Raw genomic sequence first — 23,911 nt, 5'->3', positions numbered from 1 at the left:
CTTCTTCCTCGTCCTCGGTCAGTCTTCGCGTTCCCACGACGGCGAGATACCGCGCGCGTACTGGATGTCGTCGTTGCTCACGCCGGCGGCGACCATGGGCCACACCATCGCGTCACGCGAGACGGTGAAGTCCACGACCACGGGCCGGTCGTCGATCTCCCGGGCCCGCTTGATCGCCGTGTCCACCTCGGACGGGCTCTCCACGCGGATCCCCTCGCAGCCGTAGGCCTCCGCCAGCTTGACGAAGTCGGGCACGCGGGCGGTGCCGTGGCCGGTGTGCAGGTCGGTGTTGGAGTAGCGCTCGTTGTAGAAGAGCGTCTGCCACTGCCGCACCATGCCGAGCGACGAGTTGTTGATGACCGCCACCTTGATCGGGATGTCGTTGATCGTGCAGGTCGCGAGTTCCTGGTTGGTCATCTGGAAGCAGCCGTCGCCGTCGATGGCCCACACCTCGGCGTCAGGCTGGCCCACCTTCGCGCCCATCGCGGCCGGGACGGAGTAACCCATGGTGCCCAGACCGCCGGAGTTGATCCAGGTGCGCGGCTTCTCGTACCTGATGAACTGCGCCGCCCACATCTGGTGCTGGCCCACGCCGCCCGCGTAGATCGCGTCGGGCCCGGCCAGCTCGCCGAGCCGCTGGATGACGTGCTGCGGGGCGAGGTGCCCGTCGGCCGTCTCCGTGAATCCGAGCGGGTAGGTCTCGCGCCAGCCGTCGACCTGCCGCCACCAGCCCTCGAGGTCCGGCCTGCCGACCGCCTCGTGCTCCTTGGCGAGCTCCGGCAGCAGGTCGCCGATCACCTCGCGCAGGTCCCCCACGATCGGCACGTCGACCGCCCGGTTCTTGCCGATCTCCGCGGGGTCGATGTCGGCGTGGATGATGGCCGCACGCGGCGCGAACGAGGACAGCTTGCCCGTGACGCGGTCGTCGAACCGGGCACCGAGCGCGAAGATCAGGTCGGCCTTCTGCAGTGCCGCGACCGCCGGGACCGTGCCGTGCATACCCGGCATGCCGAGGTTCTGCGGATGGGAGTCGGGCACGGCACCGCGGGCCATGAGCGTGGTCACCACAGGTGCGCCGGACAGGTCCACCAGCTTGCGGAGCAGCTCCGAGGCCCCCGCCCGGACCACCCCGCCACCCACGTACAGCACCGGCCGCCGGGCCGTGGCCAGCAGCTTCGCCGCCTCACGGATCTGCTTCGCGTGCGGTTTCGTCACGGGGTGGTAGCCGGGCAGAGCGAGGTCCTGCGGCCAGGAGAACGTGGTGTTCATCTGCATCGCGGACTTGGCGATGTCGACCAGCACCGGGCCGGGCCGGCCGGTCGACGCGATGTGGAACGCCTCGGCGATCGTCCGCGGGATCTCGGCCGGGTCCGTGACGAGGAAGGAGTGCTTGGTGATGGGCATCGTGATGCCCACGATGTCCGCCTCCTGGAACGCGTCGGTCCCGATCGCGCCCGCTGCCACCTGTCCGGTGATCGCGACCATCGGGATCGAGTCCATGTGGGCGTCGGCCAGCGGCGTCACGAGGTTCGTCGCGCCCGGGCCCGACGTCGCCATCGTCACCCCGACCTTGCCCGTCGCGTGGGCGTAGCCCGACGCCGCGTGCCCGCCGCCCTGCTCGTGCCGCACGAGGACGTGTCGTAGCCGCTTGCTGTCCATGAGCGGGTCGTAGGCCGGAAGGATGGCTCCGCCCGGGATCCCGAAGACCGTGTCCGCACCGACCTCCTCGAGGGACCGGACGAGCGACTCCGCCCCGGTCACCTCCTCGGCGGTGACAGCCTTGGCGCGAAGGTCCGCGCGTACCTGCTCACGCGCCTCGGCGCGCGCCGCGAGCTGGGCCGGTGTCGGTGTGGCGGTCATGTCGGTCTCCTGCCGTCGCGCCCCCGGAGGGGTGGCTGCGGATGTTTCGGACAACAAGAAACCCCTCGGTCGTCCGTGGACGACAGGCGAGGGGCGAGCGCGCTGACGAAGCCTGCGAGTGGCCTCAGTCGGCGCGCTCAGGAATAAGTACTACAAGGTTCGTCTGCACGTGACGCACGTTACGCCGAAATGACGCCCGTGTCACCTGCCGGGCCGAAGATCCCACGATCCGAGATGCGCGACGGCGGGCACGCAGGTCAGCGAAGCTCCCGGCGCCGGAACGTGAGCATGCCGAGCATCGTCACCACCGCCGCGGCGGTGAGCAGGAGCAGGCCGCTCGCCCACCAGGACCCCACCGGCCCACCCGCTCCGGCGTCAGCTCCCGTCGGCCCCGCGGCCCAGGCCCGGGCATGCGCGAGCGGCGACCAGGGTTCGGCGTCCAGCGCGGCCAGGACGGCCTCGACGCCGACCGGTACCAGGACGACCAACGGCACCGCCGCCCACCAGCGCCCGACGGCCGCGCCGACGGCGGACCCGGCGACCGCCGCGCACACCGCGAGCGCCAGGACCCGTGCGCCGGACCAGGCGAGCTGGCGGAGCAGCCCGGCTTCGTCCGCCGTCGTTCCCGGGTCGTCCGGCGGGCCGGCGACGACGGTGACGCCCCACAGACCGGCCGCGATGAGCAGGTAGGCGACCGCGACGGCGGGGAGCACCGCGGCTACGGCCGCTGCCGCCCGTATCCAGTACACACGGTCCCGGCGGGGCTCGACGGTGAGGAGTGCGCGGGTTCCCCCGTTCGGCCCGGTGGCCAGGAGAGCCCCGGCCACACACGCGAGAAGCACCGGGACGAGGGCGTACCCGGCGAGATCGCCGTCGGCGACGGTCCGGGAGAGGGGGCGACCGTCGCCGGTGAACGCGGCCAGGAGGACCACCGTGACGACGTACACGAACGTGCCCGCCGCCACCCACCGTGCGACCGGGCGGAGTGCGAACCGCCGCAGTTCCTTGGCCAGCAGACGCATCTACGCGGACTCCTCGGTCGTGCCGTTCTTCGTGCGGCCGTCCCGTGTGGGGGTCACGCCCGATCCTCCGGCCGTCTCGGCTGCCCGTCGTCGGCCGAGCAGGGCCGTCTCGGCTCTGTCCTGTCGTGCGGCCTCCTTGGCGGCTGCAGCCTTTTCGCGTGCTGCGGCCCGGGCGTCGTACGCGGCTTGCTTCTCGGCCACCTTCGCCTCGAACGCCGCGCGCCGTTGCCGACGCGGCGAAGGCTGCTCTGCGGGCTCCGGTTCCGGCGCGAGCCGTCGCACGAGCGAGTCCAGCGACTCCCGCCGCGTGCTCATCTCCGTGACGTACAGCTTCTTCCGGGCGAGCGCCCTGGTCACGTCGGCGGGTTCCTCGACGCCGTCGACGAGGATCGCGTCCCCGTCGCGGTCGGCCCGGAACTTGGCGGCGCGCAGCTCGGCGACGGCGCGGTCGCCGTCGTCCACACGCAGCCGTACGGTCGTGGCGAGGTCGCCGATCACGTCGGTCGCGGGTCCGTCGCCGACCACGCGTCCGCCGGCCAGGACGGTGACGGTGTCGGCGAGTTGCTGGGCCTCGACGAGGTCGTCGGTCGTCAGGAGAACGCCGATGCCGCGATCGGCGATCTTGCGCACGAGGGTGCGCACCTGGCGCGCTCCCGTGGAGTCCAGTCCACGGGTCGGGTCGTCGGCGATCAGGAGGTCGGGGCCGGCAAGAAGCGCAGCGGCGAAGGCGAGCCGGCGGCGGTCACCCGGCGGATAGGTACCCACGGCGTCGAGGGCGGCGTCCGCGAGGCCGGTCCGCCGGAGCGCGAGGTCGACCTGTTCCGCGCTGGTGGCCGCCGGGTGCATCAGCAGGTTGCGCCGGCCGGTCAGCCGGTCGAGGAACCCCGGTTCGCCGACGACGGCGCCGACGCGCCCGGCGAGCTCACGCCCGACGTCGGGCACCGCCACGCCCAGCAACCGTGCCGCTCCGCCGTCCGCACGGGCGAGCCCGAGGAGAAGGCGCAGGACGGTCGACTTCCCGGCCTTGGCGGGACCGAGCAGCACGTGCACGCCGCGGGCGGGTACGAGAAGGTCGAGGCGGTCGACGGCGATCGTCCGGCCGCGGACGCCGGAGTAGGTCTTCCGCAGGCCCAGGGTCTCGACGGCGGCCGCGACAGAGGGCGGGCGATCGTCCGGGCTCACCCGGACAGGGTAGGGCATTCCGGATAGGCCTCGGTGGTCCGTCGGTCACCGTTGCCGGCCGATGGATCCGGTCCGATGGTCGGCGGTCCGGTGGTCGGCGGTCCGATGGTCGGCGGTCCGGTGGTCGGCGGTCCGGTGGTCGGCGGTCCGATGGTCGACGGTCCGAGCCGGTCACCAGAATCCGGCGCCCAGGATCGAGGTGGCTGGCGGATCGACGCCGAGCCGATCGCGCAGCACGGTGAGGTCGTACGTGCGCTCCATCGCGAGGTGGCTCAGCGCGTAGCGGGACACCCGGGGCTCCGTGCCCGTCAGTGCCGCGGCCCGTTCGGCGACCACCGCGGCGCGGAGGGCCGCCTGCTCGGGCACGGCAACCACGCGCACGTGCCTGCCACGCGCGAGCATCAGCAGTTCGAGGATCTCGCGCAGCACCACCGGTGCGGCGTCGGCGACGTTCACGACCAGTGGCAGACCGCCCGCGATCTCGCGCGACAGGTCCGCCGTCAGGGCCGCCCGGACGGACGCGGCCAGCGTAGCGACGTGCGTGAGATGGTGCAGCGTCGTGCCGCCGCCGGGCAGGGGCAGCCACCGGCCCCCGATCAGCGCTCCTTCGAGGCGCGGGAGCAGGGTCGTGTCTCCCGGCCCGTACACGGCGTGCGGACGCAGGACGACGACGGGACCGCGGTCGGGCTCGGCCGCGTCGAGTGCGAGCCAGTGTTCGGCGGCCGCTTTCGTGGCACCGTACGCGTTGAGGTAGCGGAAGGGCCGTCGTCCCCGGTCCGCCGTCGGCCCCTCGTCCTCACGGATGCGGACGCTCGGCGTCGTCGGGTCGTACACGCTGCCGGACGACACGTGCACGAATCGCGCCTTGCCGAAGGTCGTGCGCACGGCGCGCGTGCCCTCCACGTTCACCACCCACGCCGCGGCTCGCGAGCCACCGTCGCCGACGACGGCGGCGCAGTGCACGACGGCATCGACATCGCCCGGGTGCGCATTCCCTTCGAGGGGGCCGTCGCGCAGGTCCCAGGCGAGATGGCGAACTCCTTCAGGGAGGTCGGCGGGCATGCGGCGTGAACTGGCGAGCACGTCGTGCCCGTGTGCCGCGAGTTCCTTCACGACGGCGCCGCCGACGAAGCCGGACGCCCCGGTCACCGCCACACGCATGCGCTCCCTCACCTTCTCCGGCCGCACGTCCCTCGGCCACGTTCCCGGGACAGACCGAACCGTACCGGTCGAATGTGTACGGGCCTTCCCAGACGTACGGACCCTCCCAGACGTACGGGCTTCGTCCTTCAGCTCGGTACGGACCGTCGTACGAATGCCGCGGCCGCGGCGGCGAGAGCCCCCCGGTCCGGCTTACGGGACCGGCCCGCCAACGGCACGAACGGCGTCTCGACGACCAGGTCGGGCAGGGCCCCGTGGTCCAGGATCCCGGGTAACCGGGACTCGACCGCTCGGGAGAGGGCGGTCTCGGCGAGTGTCACACCGCCGGAGGCCGCACCGCCGAAGGCTGCACCGGTAGGGGCCACGCCGGCTGACTCCGAGCCGGCGACAGGCGAGCCGGCGACGGGCGAGCCGGCCGCGGGAGATGGCCGGCCTTGCTGCCGTGCGCCGCGGGCCCGCGGGTGGTCACGATCTGCCACGACGACGAGAACCACCCGCTCGTCGCCGTCGTCCATCGGGACGCCGACCATCAGGGCGTCGCCCACGCCCGGCAACGCCCGCAGGCGCGGCTCGAACAGGCCCGGATAGATGTTCACCGTGCCCCGGATGATCATGTCGCGGGTACGGCCGACGAGAGTGAGTCGGCCGGCGTCGTCAACCCGCGCCAGGTCGCCGGTTCGGTGCTCCGTCGCGGCGGGCCGGCCCGCATCGAGGTCGGCGAGATAGCCGGCCATGAGGGACGGACCCGAGATCACGAGCTCGCCGACGCCGTCGTGATCCGGGGCGTCGATGCGTGCCGTGACGCCGTCGAGCGGGGTGCCGATGAGGTCACCGGCAGGCGGAGACAGACCGGCCGAGGCGGTGGACGGCGGGAGACGTTCGGTTGCGGCCGCGGCGGAGAAGGCCGCCTTGTCGATACCATCGGCGACGGCGACGGGAAGCATCTCCGTGGCCCCGTACACGCAGACCCAGCGTGTCTCCGGCAGGAGACGAGTCGCACGCTCCATCAGCGCAGGGGTCACCGGCGCGGCTCCGACAGCCATCACCCGTGGCCCTACCGGCGTCCGAGCCCTACCGATGGATGCACGGTTCGCACGACCAGATCGGCGTCGTGCACGGCCGGACGAGCGGGCCGTAGTCACACCGCGACGGCGATCCTCCTCGATCACGTCGAGGAGGGCCGTGATGTCCGCAGGCACCGCGAATGACGAGTCCGCACCCGCCAGCCCCCGGGCGAACGCGCCTGGGTCCGCAGCAGGTGTGCGTGCCGGGATCTCCCAGGTGCCGCCGGCCAGGAGCGCGGGTAGACCGAGGAACATCTGGTCGGTATGCGCACGCTGCCCGGCCCGCAGGTCTCCCACCTGGGCAAACAGGTCAAGCATGCCGCCAAGGGAGGAGGTGGTGTGCACGACGGCCCGCGGATCCGACGTCGTGCCCGATGTGAACACGACAAGAGCTTCCCGGCCCGCGCCCGCCCCGCTCGGTTCTCGGCCGACCACCGAACCACCGGCCACCGAACCATCAGCCACAGGACCATCAGCCACAGGGCCGTCGGCCGATGTACGACGGTCCGCCTGCCCGAGGGCCAGCCGTGCCGCACGCCGTGCTCCGCGCGGCACTCCCGGAAGCCACGCCCCCGAGTACAGATGCCGGACCGGCAGCCGCGCGTAGTGCGGAAGGAGCAGTCCACGCGCGCGTGCCACCCGGGTGAGCGGACCCGAGGACACCGCGTACAACAGCGCCTCGGTCGCCGCCCAGCGCGGATCGGCGGCCGTGAGGCGAGCCTCGAAGAGCTCGGGCGTCGAACCCGGGTCGACGAACACGATCGAGCCGCCCGCGTGGATCACCGCGAGGCAGAGGATGATGCCTTCCGGGCGCGGCCGGATGCTGAACAGCACGCGCTCACCGGGCTGCATCCCGGCTGCGCGCAGGCCGGCGGCGGTGTCCTCGACGCGGCGCGCCAGCTCCACGAACGTGACCTCCTCGCGGACCCGGCATCCGCGACGAGCGCCATGCGCTCCGGGATAGGCGTCGCCGAACCAGCGCAGCGCGACACCTCCACGGTCGATACCCCCTTCGGCGACCGAAGTCAGCAGTTCGTCGACGAACGTCTCTCCAGTGCTCACGGGACCCGAACGTAACCGAGCATCGGCGGTGCGTGGCCCAGACTCCGACGTTCCGTGAGCCGGCCGCGTGTCGGTGCGTACATCTAACGTCTCCTTCGCCGTGCCGTTGTGCCGGCTCCATCAGAACACTCTCATCGCCGATGTGACAAGTTATCCACAGATCCCACTTTCTGATGGCGAAACCCGTGTGGCACACATAGGATCGAACACAACAGCGAAGAACCAGCAGGGGACGGAGGCGGCGGCTGATGACCGGTTCAACCTTCGACGACGCGAGTCGCGCTCCCGAGATCGACGTGCGACGTGGCGAGGTGGAGTGGGTCGGTCCCACCGGCGAGGTCGGGTACCGGTCCGCCGCAGAGTTCGCGCCAGCACTCGATGGCCGGGGGCCGGATGGTTGCTCCTCGGACGACGCGGGACTGGTGGACGCGTTCGGGAAACTGCTGTTGCCGCCGGACCACAGCGAGCAGGAGCTCGCCGCGATTCTGGCGACGAACCCGTACATCCACCAGGAGGAGGAGAACATCGGCCCCGGACCTGCCGGTCCGCATGGTGGCGTGAGGCGCGCTGATGGCGGCACGAGCCGGGGCGTTTCGGGTGCGTGCGGCGGGGTCGTGGTTGTGGACGTCACGGGGCTGCTGCTCGAGGACGTGGACCACCTGCCCCCGGGTGTGGCGCTGGTCAGCACGTTGCAGAACCTGACCGGCCTGGAGACGCGGTTCGGCACCGGCGACGGGTCGGGCGGCGTGACGCACGTGACCGACACCGGCGAGCGTGCACCGGCGAGCCTGGATGATGGCGACCTGCGACGCGTGATCGCAGGCTGGGAGCGGGTCGCCTCCTGGGTGCGTGCCGCTCAGGCGCGGGTTGCGGCGGAGTTGATGACCCGCACGGACGGCCCGTTGGGACGAGACTCGGCCGCTGGCGAGATCGCCGCCGGACTGCACGTGACTTCCGGTGAGGGATGGCAGATCGCGATGCGGGGTGAGGGTACGTCCCGCTACCCGCGGCTTGCCGAAGCACTGGCCGCCGGACACATCGATGCGAAGAAGGTCGACACGTTCCTGCGTGCTGGCACCGACCTGACGCCTCAGGAACGTGGCGAGGCCATCGAGGATCTGCTGCCGAGCGCCCGCACCCGCACGTGGCGCTGGGTCAGTGAGCAGCTGAACGCACGTGCCGCGGTGCTGCACGGCAGGAGAGCGCGTCAGCGGGACGTCGTGGAGCGGTGCAACGTGTGGGCCGAGCCGGCGGGTCCCGGCATGGGGCGCATCGTCGCCGACATGCCCGTGGTGGACGCGGCTCGTACGTTCAACACCGTCCAGGCCGCCGCCAAGGCACTCAAGGATGTCCCCGGGGAGGCGCGCCCTCTGGGCACCCTCCGTGCCGCAGCACTGGCCGCGCTGGTCACCGGTCGCCTCGTCCTGCCGTGTCCCGCCGACGAGACGGACGACAACCTCGACGGCACCATCAACGAGTCGCACAACGGCTGCGATGACGCCGCTGACAACCGCGACGCCGACCACGACAAAGGTGGTCGCAACCATGGTGACAACGGTGGTCGTGACGGCGAGGTCGTCGAGCCGCCACGACTGGTCGAGCCCGTGCTGGACACCGACCTGATCCCCGTCCCGCACGACCGGTCGCACGACCCGCACGGCAGCACGCTCACCGGCTCCGCACAGGGCAGCACCGACAGGACGAGCAGCCGGAATACTGGAAGCCAGAACGTGGGAGAACAGAGCATAGGAAACCAGTACATCGGACGCCCGAATACAGGCGGCGATACGGCGGCACTCGGCACACGGATCCGCGTGGTGGACGTGACCACCGTCGTGAACGTGACCGTGCCCGCCACCATGCTCCTGGACCCCGGGGACATCACTCCCGGCATCCTGGAGGGCATCGGCCCCATCCCGGCCGACACGGCTGCGCGCATCGCCGCCGACAGCACGTGGCGGCGGCTCCTGACCGACCCGGTCACCGGTGTTCTCACCGACTACTCCACCCGCACCTACGCCCCCGGAGCCACGCTACGAGCCGCCGTGGGCGCCCGTGACCGCACCTGCCGGTTCCCGGGCTGTGACCGGCCGGCTCTGGCCGCGGGCCGCACGGTCCTGGACCTGGATCACATCGACGCGTTCGACCACGATCACGACTACGCGCCGAGCGAGCCAGGCCAGACACGCGCGACGAACCTTCATGCTCTATGCCGCAGACACCACAACCTGAAAACGCATGCGGACTGGTCGGTCAGCCGGGATGCGGACACCGGGATCACACACTGGTCCCCACCCAGCGGCGTGCCCGCCGTCGTCGAGCCCACCATTACCGATCCCACCATCCGGTACGCGCTCGCTCACGGCATGACACTCGCGACACCACCCGCCACGGCAAGCGCTGCACCCGGAGACGAGGAGGCCGATCAGCCCCGTGGACGCCATCCGGGAGCGCCGCCGTTCTGAGCACTCGCCCCGCCCGACGGGCCCCGTTCATCGGCAGCCCGCCCTCCGGGCGCTCGTCACGTCCCGGCCCTCCGGCTCCGGTCTGGCGTCGGTGCGGCGAGCACGAGTTCCTGGTACGCCGGTACGAGCACCCCACGCGCGGGCCGTCGTCGTCCCACCACGAGTTGCCGACCGTGCGCAGCCAGCGACGCGAGGGCGTCGAGCACCGCCTCAACCTGCGCCATGGCCAGCGGCATCCCGAGGCAGAAGTGCGGCCCCGCCCCGAACCACAGGTGCCGCACGTCGGGGTCGACGGGTCGTTCCGGATCGAAGCCGCCAGCGGCACGACAGCAGTTCACCGTCGCGATCACGATCCGGTCGCCGTCGCGCACCGGCTCACCGCCCAGAACGGCGGCGGTGCGCACCGACCGCAGCATCGCCGGGGTGGGGACCGTCACCCGCAGCGCCTCCTCGACGACGCGGCGGCGCAGATCTCCGTCTCCTGCCGAACCCAGGAGCCGGTCCATCCATCCGGTGTCGTGCGCGATCGCGAGCAGCCTCGGCACGAACGACTGGATCGTCTCGGTGCCCGTCAGCACGAACGCCCCGACCGCACCCATCGCCTCGCGCTCCGACAGCCCGAGTCCGCGCATCCGCCCGGGAACGGTCGACTCGTCGCCCCGGCGGTATGCGTCGCGCGCGGACGCCGTCAGCTCGCCCAGCACCCGCCGGGCGTACGCCACCTGTGTCGTCGTGAGCCGACGCCGATGCAGCCGGACCATCCCCGTCACCGCCCGCGCCGCGGCCATCGACTCCCGTACCGCCGTATCGGTGGGCGGGAGGCCCACGAGCCCGCAGATCACCGCTCCGGCCTGGTCGGCGACCACACGCGCGAGGTCCACGGTCTCACCCGCACCGAGGCGTGCCACCATCCCGGCGAGCGGTCCCGTAGCACCCGACTCCCGCGAGTCCTGCTCCTGCCCTGGCGCTCTGACCAGCTCCCGCACCGCGCGTGGCGAGAAGATCGGGCCGAGCGCCCGGCGCATCGCGGCGTGTTCCGCACCCTCCATGTTCAGCAGCACGGACGGCCCGAGGATCGGTGTCCACAGGTCCGACGGAGCTCCCGGGCCCACCTTCGAGTAGCGGTCGACGTCGAGGAGCACCTCTCGCGCGAGCGTGGCGTCGTTCACCACCAGCCCGACCCGGGGGATCCGCACCACCGGCCGATGCCGAAGCGCCCTCACCGCGGGATAGGCGACGGGATGTGCGGCGCGCTGGACGCGTTCCTCCCATCGGGCCTCGGCCGGGCGAACCTCCGACGGACGTGCCACCATCGAACTCCCCGCGCCACGGCCCCCGCCCGTCACCGGATGTCCACCATCTCGGGCCGGTACCGATGGTCCGCGTACCAGCCCAGTGTCCGCACCACACCCCACGCGTGGACCCGCCGGGTGGAAGCGCGTACCCACACCCCGCGATGCTCCCCGTAGGCGGTCGTCAGCCGGCGCACCGCGTTGACCAGCGCCCGGTCCTCGTGCACGTCCTCGATCCTGGTGCGCGGGAACCCACCCGCCCGCTCGTACAGGTTCGCCGTGATCGCCATGTTGCAGCCCGGAGCCATCACGTAGGGGCCCAGGTATCCCTCACCACGGTTCCCGGGGCGCACCTTGCCGAACGTGCCGGCCAGCCATACGACGCCCGCCAGCACCGACTGCTGCACGCGCGACACGGGACGGTCGTCCGTCCGCGGGACGAGCCGACCCGCGATCAGCTCGTCCCCCGTGCGGAACGCGTCCCGGACGGCTCGCGTCCATCCCGGGGGTGGCAGGCAGTCGGCGTCGGTGCGGGCCAGAAGCTGCGCCCCGCGGGCGATCGCGACCCGCATGCCCGTGTCGGCGGCGGCCCCCGTCCCCTTCTGGGGCTCGTGCACCACCTGCCACCGCCGTCCGCGCCCGAGCCGGGCGATCGTCGCGTGCACCAGTTCCGCGGTCCCGTCCGTGGAACCGTTGTCCACCACGACCAGGTCGAAGTCGTCGTCCTCCTGCGCGTGCAGTGCCTCGAGCGTGCGCGCGATCCCGTGCTCGTGCGCCTCGTTCAACGCCGGGACGACGACGGCCAGCCGCACCCCGGCGTCACCTTGCCCGCCCGCGTCACCATCCCGCCGCGGACCCCCGCTCACCACCGCACCACCATCGCCCCCATGCTGATCCCGCCGGCGAGGCCGACCAGCAGGGCCACGTCCCCACGCCGGAGCCGCCCCGTCTGCTCCGCCAGGCTGAGCTGCAGCGGCAGGCTCGCCGAGGCCACGTTCCCGTGGTCGCCGATCGTCACGATCGCGCGCTCCCGGGGCACTCCCAGGCTTGCGAACACGTCGTCCAGATAGGCCACGGCCACCTGGTGCACCGCGACGAATCCGATCTCCTCCCACGTCACACCTGCCTTCGACATCGCCTCGACGACCACCTCGGGTCCGAGTTCGTCGAACGCCTCCCGCAGCCGAGACCCGTCGATCTCGAAGTAGCTGCGTTCGGGATCACGCGGGTTGAACGTGCCACCACCCGGCAGCATCCCGACGTCCCAGTGCCGGGACGCCGCCGTGAACGCCGACGCCAGGATGCCCGACGGCATCGCCCCCGCCAGGCCGGCGAGCTCCGCGTCGAGGGCGGCCCCGCCCAAGCCCGCCGTGTCCAAAGCGGCCCCGTCCAGCCCCGTCCCCTGCAAGCCCACTCCCTGCAAGCCCGGCGTCTCCGGCCCACCAGCGCCGCGCGCCGCCTCGACGAGCACCGCCGCACCGGCGTCGGACATCGTGTACCCCGGCGCCGACAACGCGTACGTCGCCCGGTCCGGCACGTCCCGCCGCACGGCGCGGCTCGGCATCTCACCACAGGCGATCAGCACCCGCTGGTAGCGACCCGTACCGATCAGCGCCTCGGCCACCTCGATCCCGTTCAGCACCGAGTTGCAGGCGTTCTTCACGTCCATCACCGGGCACGACGCGCCCAGCTTCGCGGCGGTGATGTGCGCGGTGGCAGGTTCGACCATGTCCTGCGACGCCGACGCGAAGATCAGCAGGTCGACGTCCGACGGCGCCAGCCCGGCTCCGGCGAGCACCTTCCGAGCGGCCGCCACCGCGAGATCGGACGCCTGCTCGTCGTCCTCCGCGACATGGACCCGCCGCGCACCTGTCAGCCGGGAGACCATGGGGATCCGCGGCACCACTTTCGGGTTCCGTCGGTGCAGCTCCCGCTCGACCGCAGCGACGTCCCGCGTCTCCGCAGGTAGATGGACGGCGACCCCCGCGATCCAGGCGACAGGAGGCGTCGGCCCCGGTACGACGGCGGCCGATGGCTCGACCGCGGTCGGAGGTTCGACGGCGGCCGTGGTTTCTATCGACACCTGGCACACGGTAGCGACCCTGGCCGACACCTCCGACACAAGTCCGCCGCACGGCACGGCACACTCTCCCCATGACTCCGCTGCCCACCACCCGGCACGAGCTCGGGCTGCTCTGGCGAGCGCGCCCCGCGATGGCCGGACTCCTCCTCGCCGGACAAGGCCTCGCACGTCTGCCAGGGCCCGCGATCCGCAGTGTCCCCGGTATCGGCTGGGTGACCGGTGACCCCGTCGTCGCGCGCGAGGTCCTCAAGGACCACCGATCCTTCACGATGGTGGGCGAGGGCGGCGTCGGCGACCTCTGGGCACAGATCCTCGGCGAGTGGGTGCGCGACCTGTTCGACGGTCCGGGCCACCACGACCTGCGCACGCGCGCCCGCGACCTGTTCACCGAGAGATCTGCCGCCGAACTCGTGGCGGAGGCCTGGGGACCGGTCCTGAGCGACGTCGGCACGCGGCTGTCCGCCGGCGAGCCCGTCGACATCGCCCACACCGCACGCGTGCTCGTCGGCCGCATGATGATCGAGCTCCTCGGCATCCCGGCGCCCGCCGGCCCCGGCCCCGACGCCGACACCAGCCCCGGCACCGCCCCCGCGTGGCCCGACGACAACGGGGCGCTCGCCGCCTTCCGCACCGGCGAGCGGCTCGCGAAGCTCGCCCTGGGCACCGCCACGTCCACCACGCTGTCCCCCACCGCGATCGCCGAGGCGAAGCTCATCACCGACGAGCTGACCGCGGGCGTGCCCGAGGCCTTCCGTACCGCACCCCCGACGCGCCTCCTGGGCCGTGCCCGTGAGCTCGGGCTGGGCCTCGAGGAGACCACCGGCCTGGCGGGCCTGCTCATGGTCGCCGGGACGGAGACGTCCGCGAGCGCCATGATGCGCACGACGGCGCTCCTGGTCGACACCGGCGAACAGCACCGCCTGCTCGCCGCACTGGCTGCCGGTGCGGCCGGCACCGGACCCGCCGGTGCGGACACCTCGTCGTCCGCCACGACTCCACCGGGCACGGACCCCTGGGAGCCGGTGGTCCGCGAAGGGCTACGGGTGACGAGCCCTGCGTCGGTCATCGGACGCGGCGTCTCCCGCGACGTCGAGATCGGCGGTGCCCGCCTGCGCGCGGGTGACCGGATCATGCTGCTGGTCTGGTCGGCGAACGCGGCCGCGGGACCGTTCCGCGCGGACCGGGAGTACGTCCGGGAGACCCGCCAGCTCTGGTTCGGAGCGGGCCGCCATCTCTGTCTCGGCGCGGCGCTCGCGCGTGCGGAGATCTCCGCGCTGCTGCGCGTGCTGTGGCCCGCGGACGGCGCCGTCCCGCTCCGCGTGGTCCGGCGCCGCGCCGCCCGGCGGGTGATCGTGCCGGGTTACGAGGAGCTGGTGGTGGCGCGTTCGTAGATCCGGCGCACCACGTCCTCGACGGCGGGCTCGGCGATCGTCAGGTCCAGGACGTCGGCCTGTTCGGAGACGGCGGCGAGCACGCGGGCGGCCGTCGTCGCGGCCGGGTCGAACGCGAGGTGCTGCCGCAGGCCGCCGCCCTCGCTGCGCAGGTGCCGCGCGCCGGGCACGGCGAGCTCGGCGCACGGTTCGGCGAGGTCCACGACCAGCACGCGCTCCGCCCCGACTGTCCGGCCGAGCCCGTCGAGGCTCCCGTCGTAGGCGAGCCGTCCGTGGTCCACCACGAGGACGCGGTCGCACAGCCGCTCGACGTCGCCCATGTCGTGCGTGGTGAGGAGCAGGGTGGTGCCGTGCTCCGCCCGCTCGCGGACCAGGAACTCGCGCAGCCGCTGCTTGGAGAGCACGTCGAGCCCGATGGTCGGCTCGTCGAGGATCAGCAGCTGCGGCCGGTGCAGCAGCGCGGCCGCGACCTCGGCGCGCATCCGTTGCCCGAGCGACAGCTGCCGCACGGGCGTGCCGAGGTAGTCGCCCATGTCGAGGGTCTCGACGAGTTCGTCGGTGCGGGCCCGTTCCCGGGCGCGGGACAGCGAGTGGATCGCGGCGAGGATGCCGAAGGACTCCCGCACGGGCAGGTCCCACCACAGCTGCGACCGCTGCCCGAACACGACCCCGATCCGTCGCGCGAGCTTCTTGCGGTCCTTGACCGGTCTCAGCCCGCAGGTATGCACGTCGCCGGCGGTCGGCACGAGGATGCCGGCGAGCATCTTGATCGTGGTGGACTTCCCGGCGCCGTTGGCGCCGATGTACCCGACCGCCTCGCCCGCGGCGATGCTCCAGGTCATCCGGTCGACGGCGGTCAGCCGCCGGACCTTCAGCCCGTCGCGCACCCGGAAGTCGCGGCTCAGGCCGCGCACCTCCACGATCGTGTCCGACGTCGTCCCGCTCATCCTCCGCCTCCCTGGTAGTGCCGTACTCCGGCCCGCCACGCGAGCAGCGCGACCGTCCATGCCCACGCCGCGGCGGCCGGCGCGTACCACCCGAGCCAGGCGGGCAGCCATTCCGCGCCGGGCTCGCCGAGCAGCAGCATCGCCGGCAGGTAGGCACAGAACGCCATGGGGAACACGAACCCGAAGATCACCGTGATGCTGCGCACCCACACGGTGGCGGGCTGGGTGGACGCGTGTCGCCCGCCGTACACGAACGCGTTGGTCACCTCCTGCGCGTTGAGCAGGAAGAACTGCAGCCCGCCCGCCGTGACGAAGTTGGCGCAGAAGATCGCGAACCCGCACACCAGTGACATCGCCAGCAGCGCTACGGCCCGCGGTCCCCAGTCGACGTCGTTCACGACGAGCGCGACGACGAGGACGACGACGGCCAGCGCGGAGCGTCCGACGCGCCGTAGGCTGATGTCGCTGGTGACGAGCTGGGCGAGCAACGGCTGGGGCCGCAGGTACAGGATGTCGACGGTCCCGGACCGTACCTGCCGCGCGAGGCTGTCGACGTGCCCGAACAGCATGTCGGCGTTCGAGAACGCCAGCTCGGCGAGCCCGAAGACGAGGAGCGCCTGCATGAGGTCGAGTCCGCCCAGGGTCCCGTTCGCGGCCGAGAAGAGCACGACCACCTCGGCCAGCTCCGTCAGCCCGACGACCGCGGTGCCGAACAGGTCCGCCCGGAAGCTCGCCCGGTACGCGCGCTGCGCGCGGACCCGCGACGCGAGCACGGCGCGGTAGGGACGCACCAACTCGCTCGCCCTGCCGGCGAGGCCGTCACCCACCCTGCACCTCCAGCGTGCGCCTCCCCAGCCGGGTCGCGACCTGGCCCGCGGCGAGCGCGAGCGCCAGCCAGCCCGCCTGCACGGCGAGCAGCCACAGCGCGTCGGTGCCGGTGGTCCGGCCGCTGAGCACGTCGATCGGGTACATCATCACGGCGGGGAACGGGGTGGCGACGGCGATCGCCTCCAGCCAGCCGGGGAACAGCCAGACCGGCGTGATCAGGCCCGTCAGCAGGCCCGCCACGCCCATGTACAGCACCTGCAGGCCGCGTACCTCCACGAGCCAGAACCCGGCCGTGCCGAGCAGGTAGGCCAGGGCGTGCGAGAGCGTGATGCCCAGCGCGAGGCTCACCGCGCCGAGCGCGTACGGGAGCACCTGAGCCGGCATCGCCATGCCCACCAGGAGCACGCCCACGCCCACGCTCGGGAGACCGCGCGGGATCAGCGCGAACAGGCCGCGGCCGACGTCGTCGGCGATGCTCGCGAGTTGCACGTCGGCCGGACGCAGGAAGTCCACCGCGATGTCTCCGGACTTGATCCGCTCCGCCGAGCTCGGCAGGGACCAGATGTTCACCGATCCGAGCAGGCCCTGGCTCAGCCACACGTAGGCGGCCATCGTCCCGGCGGTGTACCCGTCGAGCTCGCCCCCGCCGTCGTCGACGAGGGTCAGCAGGATTCCGGACTTGAGCAGGCCGAACGTGGCGTTGGCGAGCAGGCCGGCGAACGCGGCGGGGAGGTAGCGGGACTGGGTGCGGAAACCCGCGGCGAGGATCCGGGCGTAGACGCGCACAAGCGCGAGACCCTAGTCGTCCGTCGGCTCAGGGGGCAACGCCATTTCGCGGTGTCCGGAGCGACGACGCTGCCTGCTCGCGACCTCTCAGCGTGCCGGGAGCCGCGACAGGTCTCGCACCGCGCCCTTGTCGGCGCTGGTGGCGAGCGCGGCGTAGGCACGCAGCGCGGGCGACACGTACCGGTCGCGCGCGGCAGGCTGCCACGGACGCTCGGACGACTCCATCTTCTGGCGCCGCTCCGCCAGCACGTCGTCGGGCACGTGCAGCACGATGGATCGCGCCTCGACATCGATCGAGATCTCGTCCCCGTCCTCGACCAGCCCGATCGTGCCACCGGCGGCGGCCTCCGGGGAGACGTGCCCGACGGAGATCCCGCTCGACCCGCCCGAGAAGCGCCCGTCGGTGATGAGCGCGACCTGCTTGCCCAGGCCGCGGCCCTTGATGAAGGACGTCGGGTACAGCATCTCCTGCATGCCCGGCCCGCCGGCCGGCCCCTCGTACCGCACGACGACGACGTGGCCGGGCTCGACCTGCTTGGTCAGGATCTTCTCGACGGCCTCGTCCTGCGACTCGCAGACGAGCGCCCGGCCGCGGAACCGGAACACGTCCGGGTCGACGCCGGCCGTCTTGAAGACGGCGCCGTCCTCGGCGAGGTTCCCGCGCAGCACGGCGAGGCCGCCCTCGACGGTGTACGCGTGCTCGATGTCGCGGATGCAGCCCTCGGCGGCGTCCGTGTCGAGCGACTCCCAGCGGTTCGAGGTCGAGAACGCCTGCGTGGTGCGCACGCCGCCGGGCGCGGCGTGGAACAGTTCGAGCGCCTCGTCGGTCGCCTTCCCACCGCGGATGTCCCAGTCGTCGAGCCACTCACGCATCGTCGGGGTGTGCACGGTGGTGACCTCACGGGCCAGCAGGCCGGCGCGGTCCAGCTCACCGAGCAGCGCCGGGATGCCGCCCGCCCGGTGCACGTCCTCCATGTGGAAGCTCGGGTGGTTGGGCGCCACCTTGCTCAGGCAGGGCACACGCCGGCTGAGCTCCTCGATGTCCGCGAGCGTGAAGTCGACCTCGGCCTCCTGCGCCGCCGCGAGGATGTGCAGCACGGTGTTCGTGGAGCCACCCATCGCGACGTCCAGCGCCATGGCGTTCGTGAAGGCATCCTTCGTGGCGATCCCGCGGGGCGCGGCCGTGTCGTCCTCGTTCTCGTAATAGCGGCGCGTGAGGTCCACGATGGTGCGGCCGGCGTTCAGGAAGAGTTCCTTGCGTGCGGCGTGCGTGGCGAGCGTGGAGCCGTTGCCCGGCAGGGAGAGCCCGAGCGCCTCGGTGAGGCAGTTCATCGAGTTCGCGGTGAACATTCCCGAGCACGACCCGCACGTCGGGCAGGCGTTCTCCTCGACCATCCCGAGGGCCTTGTCGTCGACGTTCTCGTCGGCCGAGTAGTTGATCGCGTTGATGAGGTTGAGGGGGGTCCTGGCGACGCCGTCGGCGACGATCGCCTTTCCGGCCTCCATGGGCCCGCCGGAGACGAAGATCGCGGGGATGTTCAGCCGGAGCGCCGCGTTGAGCATTCCGGGCGTGATCTTGTCGCAGTTGGAGATGCACACGAGCGCGTCGGCGGTGTGTGCGTTGACCATGTACTCCACCGAGTCGGCGATGAGGTCGCGGCTCGGGAGCGAGTACAGCATGCCGCCGTGCCCCATCGCGATGCCGTCGTCGACGGCGATCGTGTTGAACTCCTTGGCCACGCCGCCGGCCTCCCGGACGGCACCCGCCACGAGGTCACCCATGTCCTTGAGGTGCACGTGGCCCGGGACGAACTGCGTGTACGAGTTCGCGATCGCGATGATCGGCTTGCCGAAGTCCTCCGAACCCATGCCGGTGGCACGCCAGAGGGCGCGGGCACCGGCCATGTTCCGGCCGTGCGTGGAGGTGCGGGATCGCAGCGGACGACTCATGCGGTCACGATAGTCGCGCTGTCCGGCACCTGACACGCACGGGTCACACTACGGACACCCGGCAGGGGCGGCGCCGACGGGCTCAGACCTGCGGCGCCGACGGCGCCACCACAGATCCGATATCCTCGCATAAACGTTTTATGGGCTGCCGCACACTCCCCGCACCGCCGCACGATTCGGCGCATGACTTCCACCAAGATCGCGCCAGCGACTCCCCAAACCGCCTCCGAGTCCCCCACCGCCCGGATGCTCGCCCTGTGCCGCATCCTCCTGGGTTTCGTGTTCCTCTGGCCCGCACTCGACAAGTCGTTCGGCCTCGGTTACGCCACCCCCGCGGATGCGGCATGGCTCACCACGGGCAGTTCGCCCACCGCGGGCTACCTGGGGCACATCGAGGGGCCCCTCGGCGGCTTCTTCGGCGGCCTCGCGAACCCTGTCTCGGACGTGCTGTTCATCGCCGGAATGGCCGGCACGGGCATCGCCCTGCTGCTCGGTATCGGGCTGCGGATCGCCGCGGCGTCAGGGGCGCTCATCATGACCCTGCTGTGGCTCTCCGCGTGGACCTTCGCGCCCGGCTCGAACAACCCGATCGTCGACACCCACGTGATCTACGGGGCTCTCGCCGTCACCGTCGCCGTCGCGCGAGCCGGCGACGTGTGGGGATTCGGCCGCGCCTGGGCCGCCTCCGGCATCCCGGGAAGCCGGACCTGGCTCCGCTGACGCCACGCGGACGACCGACATCGCGGCCGGTCGTCCGCGGTCAGTCGTTCGCGGTCCGGTACTCGTCCTCCAGGACACTCATCACGTACGCGTCCGACCAGCCGTCACCATCCGGGTAGACGTCACGCAGGCGCCCCTCCTCACGGAAGCCCAGCGACTCGTACAGGGCCTTCGCCCGCGGGTTGATGCTCAGGACGTCGAGCCCGACCCGGTGCAGCCGGGGGCCGGGGTGCTCCGGGTCACCGACGAAGGCGAACCGGAGCACCTCCTCGATCGCCTCGCGCCCGTATCCGCGGCCGCGATAGTTCGGCAGCATCTGCAACCGCAGGTTCGCGGACCGCCTCTGCGGGTCGATGTCGTTCAGCACGATCTCGCCGATCAGCTCGTCGCTGACCGGGACGCCGTCGCGCACGGCCGCCGGGACGACGGCCCAGTCGAACCTGCCGGGGCGGTCCGAGACGACCGCCGCCCACTTGTCGATCTGCTCCCGCGTGAACGTCTCCGTCGTCCCCGTCAGGCGCATGCCCTCCGGGTCCTGGACCGCCTCCCAGAGACGGTCGGCGTCGCGCGGTTCGATCGGCCGCAGGCGCACCAGCTCGCCGTGCAGCACCGGCCCTCTGGTCACTGTCCGATCCGCTCCAGCACGAGTTCACGCACGCGCTTCGCGTCCGCCTGCCCCTTGGTGGCCTTCATCACCGCACCGATGATCGCGCCGACGGGACCCTGGTTGCCGCCGCGCACCTTCTCCACGATGTCGGGCTGCGCGGCGAGCGCCTCGTCGATGGCCGCCAGCAGCGCGCCGTCGTCCGACACGACCTCGAGTCCGCGCGACCGTACGACCGCGGCCGGGTCGCCCTCGCCCGCGAGCACGCCGTCGAGCACCTGGCGGGCCAGCTTGTCGTTGATCGTGCCGGCCGCGATGAGCTGCTCGAGCTCGGCGATCTGAGCCGGGGTGACCGCCATGCTCGCGAGCGCGACGTCGGCCTGCTTGGCGCGCCGGGCGAGCTCGCCCATCCACCACTTGCGGGCGCCGGCGGGCGAGGTTCCCCCGGCCACGGTCGCCTCGATGAGGTCGATGGCGCCGGCGTTGACGACGTCGCGCATCTCCGCGTCGGCATACCCCCACTCCTGCTGGAGCCGACGACGGCGTGCCGCGGGCATCTCCGGCAGGCTGGCCCGGATCTCCTCGACCCACTCGCGGCTCGGCGCGACGGGGACGAGGTCCGGCTCGGGGAAGTAGCGGTAGTCCTCCGCGTCGGACTTCACACGGCCCGACGTCGTGATGCCGGTGTCCTCGTGCCAGTGGCGCGTCTCCTGGATCACGACGCCACCCGCGTCGAGGACGGCCGCCTGCCGGGAGATCTCGTGCCGCACCGTGCGCTCGACGGAGCGGAAGGAGTTGACGTTCTTCGTCTCGGTGCGGGTACCCAACGGCAGGTCCGGGCTGGGACGCAGGGAGACGTTGACGTCCGCGCGCACGTTGCCGCGCTCCATCCGGGCCTCGGACACGCCGAGTGCGCGGAAGATGTCGCGCAGCGTCTGCACGTAGGCGCGCGCCACCTCCGGCGCCCGCTCACCCGCACCCTCGATGGGCTTGGTGACGATCTCCACGAGGGGGATCCCCGCGCGGTTGTAGTCGACGAGGCTGTACTCCGCGCCGTGGATGCGGCCGGTCGTACCGCCCACGTGCGTGTTCTTGCCGGCGTCCTCCTCCATGTGTGCGCGCTCGATCTCGACGCGGAACGTCTCGCCGTCCTCGAGCTCGACGTCGATCCAGCCGTCGTACGCGATGGGCTCGTCGTACTGCGACGTCTGGAAGTTCTTCGGGACGTCCGGGTAGAAGTAGTTCTTCCGCGCGAACCGGCAGGACTCCGCGATCTGGCAGTTGAGCGCGAGGCCGATGCGGATCGCGTACTCGACGGCGGTGCCGTTGACCACGGGCAGCGCCCCGGGCAGTCCGAGGGACACGGGCGTGGTCTGCGTGTTCGGCTCGCCGCCGAACTCGACCTCGGCCGCGCAGAACATCTTGGTCCGTGTGCCGAGCTCGACGTGCACCTCGATGCCGAGGACCGGGTCGTAGCGGCGCACGGCGTCGTCGTAGGCCACGAGATCGGTGGTCGGTGCGGCGGTCATCGGGTCAGCTCCGTGGTCTTCAGCTCGGGGGCCTGGGCCAGCAGCGGCCCGCCCCAGGTCTTCTCGAGCGCCGCCTCGAGGGCGGCACCGACTCGGTACATACGGTCGTCGGCCTTCGCCGGGGCGAGGATCTGGAAGCCGACCGGGAGGCCGTCGGACAGTCCGTTCGGCACGGACATGCCGGGGACGCCGGCGAGGTTGGCCGGGATCGTCGCCACGTCGTTGAGGTACATCGCGAGCGGGTCGTCGAGCTTCTCGCCGAACTTGAACGCCGTGGTGGGCGCGGTCGGCGACACGAGGACGTCCGCCTGCGCGAACGCGGCGGCGAAGTCGCGCTGCACGAGCGTGCGCACCTTCTGCGCGCTGCCGTAGTACGCGTCGTAGTAGCCGGCGCTCAGGGCATAGGTGCCGAGGATGACGCGGCGCTTGACCTCGTCGCCGAAGCCGGTGCCACGGGTCGCCGCCATGACGCGTTCCGCCGTGACGGGGCCGTCGGCCGGCTCGATCCGCAGACCGAAGCGCATGCCGTCGAACTTGGCGAGGTTGCTGGACGCCTCCGCCGGCATGATCAGGTAGTACGCGTCGAGCGCGTAGGTGAAGTGGGGGCACGAGACCTCGACCACCTGGGCGCCGAGCGAGCGCAGCGTGTCGAGCGACTCCGTGAACCGCGCGCTGACGCCGTCCTGGTAGCCCTCACCGGAAAGTTCCTTCACCACGCCGACACGCAGGCCGCTCAGGTCACCCGTGGCTCCCTGGCGCGCGGCCTCCGCGAGAGCGGGCAGCGGCTCGGCGATCGAGGTCGAGTCGTGGGGGTCGTGGCCGCCGATGAGCTCGTGCAGCAGGGCGGCGTCGAGAACCGTGCGCGTCACCGGGCCCGCCTGGTCGAGGCTGCTCGCCATGGCGATGAGGCCGTACCGGGAGACGCCGCCGTAGGTGGGCTTGACGCCGACCGTGCCGGTCACGGCGCCCGGCTGACGGATCGAGCCGCCGGTGTCGGTGCCGATGGCGAGCGGTGCCTCGTGTGCGGCGACGGCGGCGGCGGAACCGCCGCCGGAACCGCCCGGGATGCGCTCGAGGTCCCACGGGTTCTTCGTGTTGCCGTAGGCGGAGTGTTCCGTGGAGGAGCCCATCGCGAACTCGTCCATGTTGGTCTTGCCGAGGATCGGGAGTCCGGCGGCCTTGATGCGCTCGACGAGCGTGGCGTCGTACGGCGGGATCCAGCCCTCGAGGATCTTCGAGCCCGCCGTCGTGGGCAGGCCCTTCGTGACGACGACGTCCTTCACGGCGATCGGGACGCCCGCGAGCGGACCGAGCTCCTCACCTGCCGCACGCCGGGAGTCGACGTCGGCCGCGGTCGCCAGCGCCTCCTCGGAGCTCACGTGCAGGAAGGCGTTCAGGTCGCCGTCGACGTGCGCGATGCGGTCCAGGTGGGCCTGCGTGGCCTCCACGCTGGACACGGTGCCGCCGGCGATCGCCGCGGCGAGCTCTGACGCGCTCAGGCGCGTGATGTCACTGGTCATCTCTCACTCCTCGCCGAGGATCTGCGGGACGAGGAACCGGCCGTCCTCCTGCTCCGGGGCTGCCGCCAGGACGTCCTGCTGCGGGAGCGGCTGCTGCGGCACGTCGTCGCGGAACACGTTCGTGAGCGGGATCGGGTGGCTCGTCGCGGGGACGTCGGCGGTGGCAACCTGGCTGACCCGCGCGATGGACTCGACGATGACGTCGAGCTCACCCGCGAGACGGTCGACCTCGTCGGAACGCAGGTCGATCCGGGCCAGGCCCGCGACGCGCGCGACCTCGTCTCGGGAGATGGTGGACATGCCGCAAGTCTAGTGGCGACAGGGCGCGGGGGTGTTCGTGGCTGGGCGTGTGGGGGGGGTTGGTCTGTGGGTGTGTTGAAGGCCCCCGCTCACGTGTGTGAGTGGGGGCCTTCATGAAGAGGGGTCCGGCGGCGTCCTACTCTCC

19 protein-coding genes are annotated in these 23,911 nt (G+C 72.0%); 3 read left to right on the top strand and 16 right to left on the bottom strand.

The features are described from left to right. Positions 1-18 precede the first annotated feature (18 nt). The 5 genes from J0911_RS00485 to J0911_RS00465 all read right to left on the bottom strand — a co-directional run bounded on the left by J0911_RS00485 (position 19) and on the right by J0911_RS00465 (position 7,351). Positions 19-1,860, bottom strand: coding sequence for an acetolactate synthase large subunit (locus tag J0911_RS00485; protein WP_207273440.1), 1,842 nt, complete (start codon positions 1,858-1,860; stop codon positions 19-21). Between the two features lie 257 nt (positions 1,861-2,117). Beyond that, on the bottom strand, positions 2,118-2,882 hold the full coding sequence (locus J0911_RS00480) for a hypothetical protein (protein ID WP_207273439.1): 765 nt from the start codon (positions 2,880-2,882) through the stop codon (positions 2,118-2,120). Further along, the gene (locus J0911_RS00475) at positions 2,883-4,064 is read right to left on the bottom strand and encodes an ATP-binding cassette domain-containing protein (RefSeq protein ID WP_207273438.1); all 1,182 of its coding nucleotides are present in this window, start codon (positions 4,062-4,064) and stop codon (positions 2,883-2,885) included. 171 nt (positions 4,065-4,235) lie between these two features. Next, complete coding sequence (locus J0911_RS00470) at positions 4,236-5,225, bottom strand: NAD-dependent epimerase/dehydratase family protein (protein WP_207273437.1); 990 nt, start codon at positions 5,223-5,225, stop codon at positions 4,236-4,238. 128 nt (positions 5,226-5,353) lie between these two features. Next, a complete protein-coding gene (locus J0911_RS00465) occupies positions 5,354-7,351 on the bottom strand; it encodes a class I adenylate-forming enzyme family protein (RefSeq protein WP_207273436.1) in 1,998 nt (665 codons plus the stop codon). Between the two features lie 248 nt (positions 7,352-7,599). Between J0911_RS00465 and J0911_RS00460 the strand changes: the two genes are divergently transcribed. After that, positions 7,600-9,816 carry an HNH endonuclease signature motif containing protein gene (locus J0911_RS00460; protein WP_207273435.1) on the top strand — a complete coding sequence of 739 codons (2,217 nt, stop codon included), beginning with the start codon at positions 7,600-7,602 and terminating at the stop codon, positions 9,814-9,816. 56 nt (positions 9,817-9,872) lie between these two features. Here the strand turns inward: J0911_RS00460 and J0911_RS00455 are convergent, their stop codons facing one another. The 3 genes from J0911_RS00455 to J0911_RS00445 all read right to left on the bottom strand — a co-directional run bounded on the left by J0911_RS00455 (position 9,873) and on the right by J0911_RS00445 (position 13,191). Then, complete coding sequence (locus tag J0911_RS00455) at positions 9,873-11,015, bottom strand: cytochrome P450 (RefSeq protein ID WP_307864844.1); 1,143 nt, start codon at positions 11,013-11,015, stop codon at positions 9,873-9,875. Between the two features lie 143 nt (positions 11,016-11,158). Further along, the gene (locus J0911_RS00450) at positions 11,159-11,920 is read right to left on the bottom strand and encodes a glycosyltransferase (protein WP_207273433.1); all 762 of its coding nucleotides are present in this window, start codon (positions 11,918-11,920) and stop codon (positions 11,159-11,161) included. Between the two features lie 50 nt (positions 11,921-11,970). Beyond that, positions 11,971-13,191, bottom strand: coding sequence for a 3-oxoacyl-ACP synthase III family protein (locus tag J0911_RS00445; RefSeq protein ID WP_307864843.1), 1,221 nt, complete (start codon positions 13,189-13,191; stop codon positions 11,971-11,973). Positions 13,192-13,262: 71 nt separating this feature from the next. Here J0911_RS00445 and J0911_RS00440 point away from each other — a divergent pair, with 71 nt between their 5' ends. Beyond that, positions 13,263-14,582: a cytochrome P450 gene (locus tag J0911_RS00440; RefSeq protein ID WP_207273432.1), complete on the top strand. Its 1,320-nt coding sequence runs from the start codon at positions 13,263-13,265 to the stop codon at positions 14,580-14,582. On the opposite strand, the gene J0911_RS00435 is transcribed toward J0911_RS00440, so the two are convergent. The 4 genes from J0911_RS00435 to ilvD all read right to left on the bottom strand — a co-directional run bounded on the left by J0911_RS00435 (position 14,552) and on the right by ilvD (position 19,093). Then, a complete protein-coding gene (locus tag J0911_RS00435; RefSeq protein WP_207273431.1) occupies positions 14,552-15,529 on the bottom strand; it encodes an ABC transporter ATP-binding protein in 978 nt (325 codons plus the stop codon). The genes J0911_RS00440 and J0911_RS00435 overlap by 31 nt on opposite strands. After that, positions 15,526-16,356 carry an ABC transporter permease gene (locus tag J0911_RS00430; protein WP_207273430.1) on the bottom strand — a complete coding sequence of 277 codons (831 nt, stop codon included), beginning with the start codon at positions 16,354-16,356 and terminating at the stop codon, positions 15,526-15,528. The genes J0911_RS00435 and J0911_RS00430 overlap by 4 nt, the downstream gene beginning before the upstream one ends. Then, the gene (locus J0911_RS00425) at positions 16,349-17,143 is read right to left on the bottom strand and encodes an ABC transporter permease (protein ID WP_207273429.1); all 795 of its coding nucleotides are present in this window, start codon (positions 17,141-17,143) and stop codon (positions 16,349-16,351) included. The genes J0911_RS00430 and J0911_RS00425 overlap by 8 nt, the downstream gene beginning before the upstream one ends. Before the next feature lie 87 nt (positions 17,144-17,230). Beyond that, positions 17,231-19,093 (bottom strand): dihydroxy-acid dehydratase, encoded by a 1,863-nt coding sequence (gene ilvD / locus J0911_RS00420; RefSeq protein WP_207273428.1) that lies wholly within the window; start codon positions 19,091-19,093, stop codon positions 17,231-17,233. A gap of 183 nt (positions 19,094-19,276) precedes the next feature. Between ilvD and J0911_RS00415 the strand changes: the two genes are divergently transcribed. Next, complete coding sequence (locus J0911_RS00415) at positions 19,277-19,813, top strand: DoxX family protein (protein WP_207273427.1); 537 nt, start codon at positions 19,277-19,279, stop codon at positions 19,811-19,813. A gap of 40 nt (positions 19,814-19,853) precedes the next feature. Here the strand turns inward: J0911_RS00415 and J0911_RS00410 are convergent, their stop codons facing one another. From J0911_RS00410 to gatC, 4 genes are read right to left on the bottom strand one after another with little or no spacing between them, the layout of a single operon-like run. Beyond that, the gene (locus J0911_RS00410) at positions 19,854-20,438 is read right to left on the bottom strand and encodes a GNAT family N-acetyltransferase (protein WP_207273426.1); all 585 of its coding nucleotides are present in this window, start codon (positions 20,436-20,438) and stop codon (positions 19,854-19,856) included. Further along, on the bottom strand, positions 20,435-21,946 hold the full coding sequence (gatB, locus tag J0911_RS00405; protein WP_207273425.1) for an Asp-tRNA(Asn)/Glu-tRNA(Gln) amidotransferase subunit GatB: 1,512 nt from the start codon (positions 21,944-21,946) through the stop codon (positions 20,435-20,437). The genes J0911_RS00410 and gatB overlap by 4 nt, the downstream gene beginning before the upstream one ends. Then, on the bottom strand, positions 21,943-23,466 hold the full coding sequence (gatA, locus tag J0911_RS00400; RefSeq protein WP_207273424.1) for an Asp-tRNA(Asn)/Glu-tRNA(Gln) amidotransferase subunit GatA: 1,524 nt from the start codon (positions 23,464-23,466) through the stop codon (positions 21,943-21,945). The genes gatB and gatA overlap by 4 nt, the downstream gene beginning before the upstream one ends. 3 nt (positions 23,467-23,469) lie before the next feature. Continuing rightward, on the bottom strand, positions 23,470-23,766 hold the full coding sequence (gene gatC, locus J0911_RS00395) for an Asp-tRNA(Asn)/Glu-tRNA(Gln) amidotransferase subunit GatC (protein WP_192861885.1): 297 nt from the start codon (positions 23,764-23,766) through the stop codon (positions 23,470-23,472). Positions 23,767-23,911 lie beyond the last annotated feature (145 nt).

The organism is Myceligenerans salitolerans (assembly GCF_017349295.1).
Taxonomy (GTDB): Bacteria; Actinomycetota; Actinomycetes; order Actinomycetales; family Cellulomonadaceae; genus Myceligenerans; species Myceligenerans salitolerans.
This window is presented reverse-complemented; position numbering and strand designations above follow the sequence as displayed.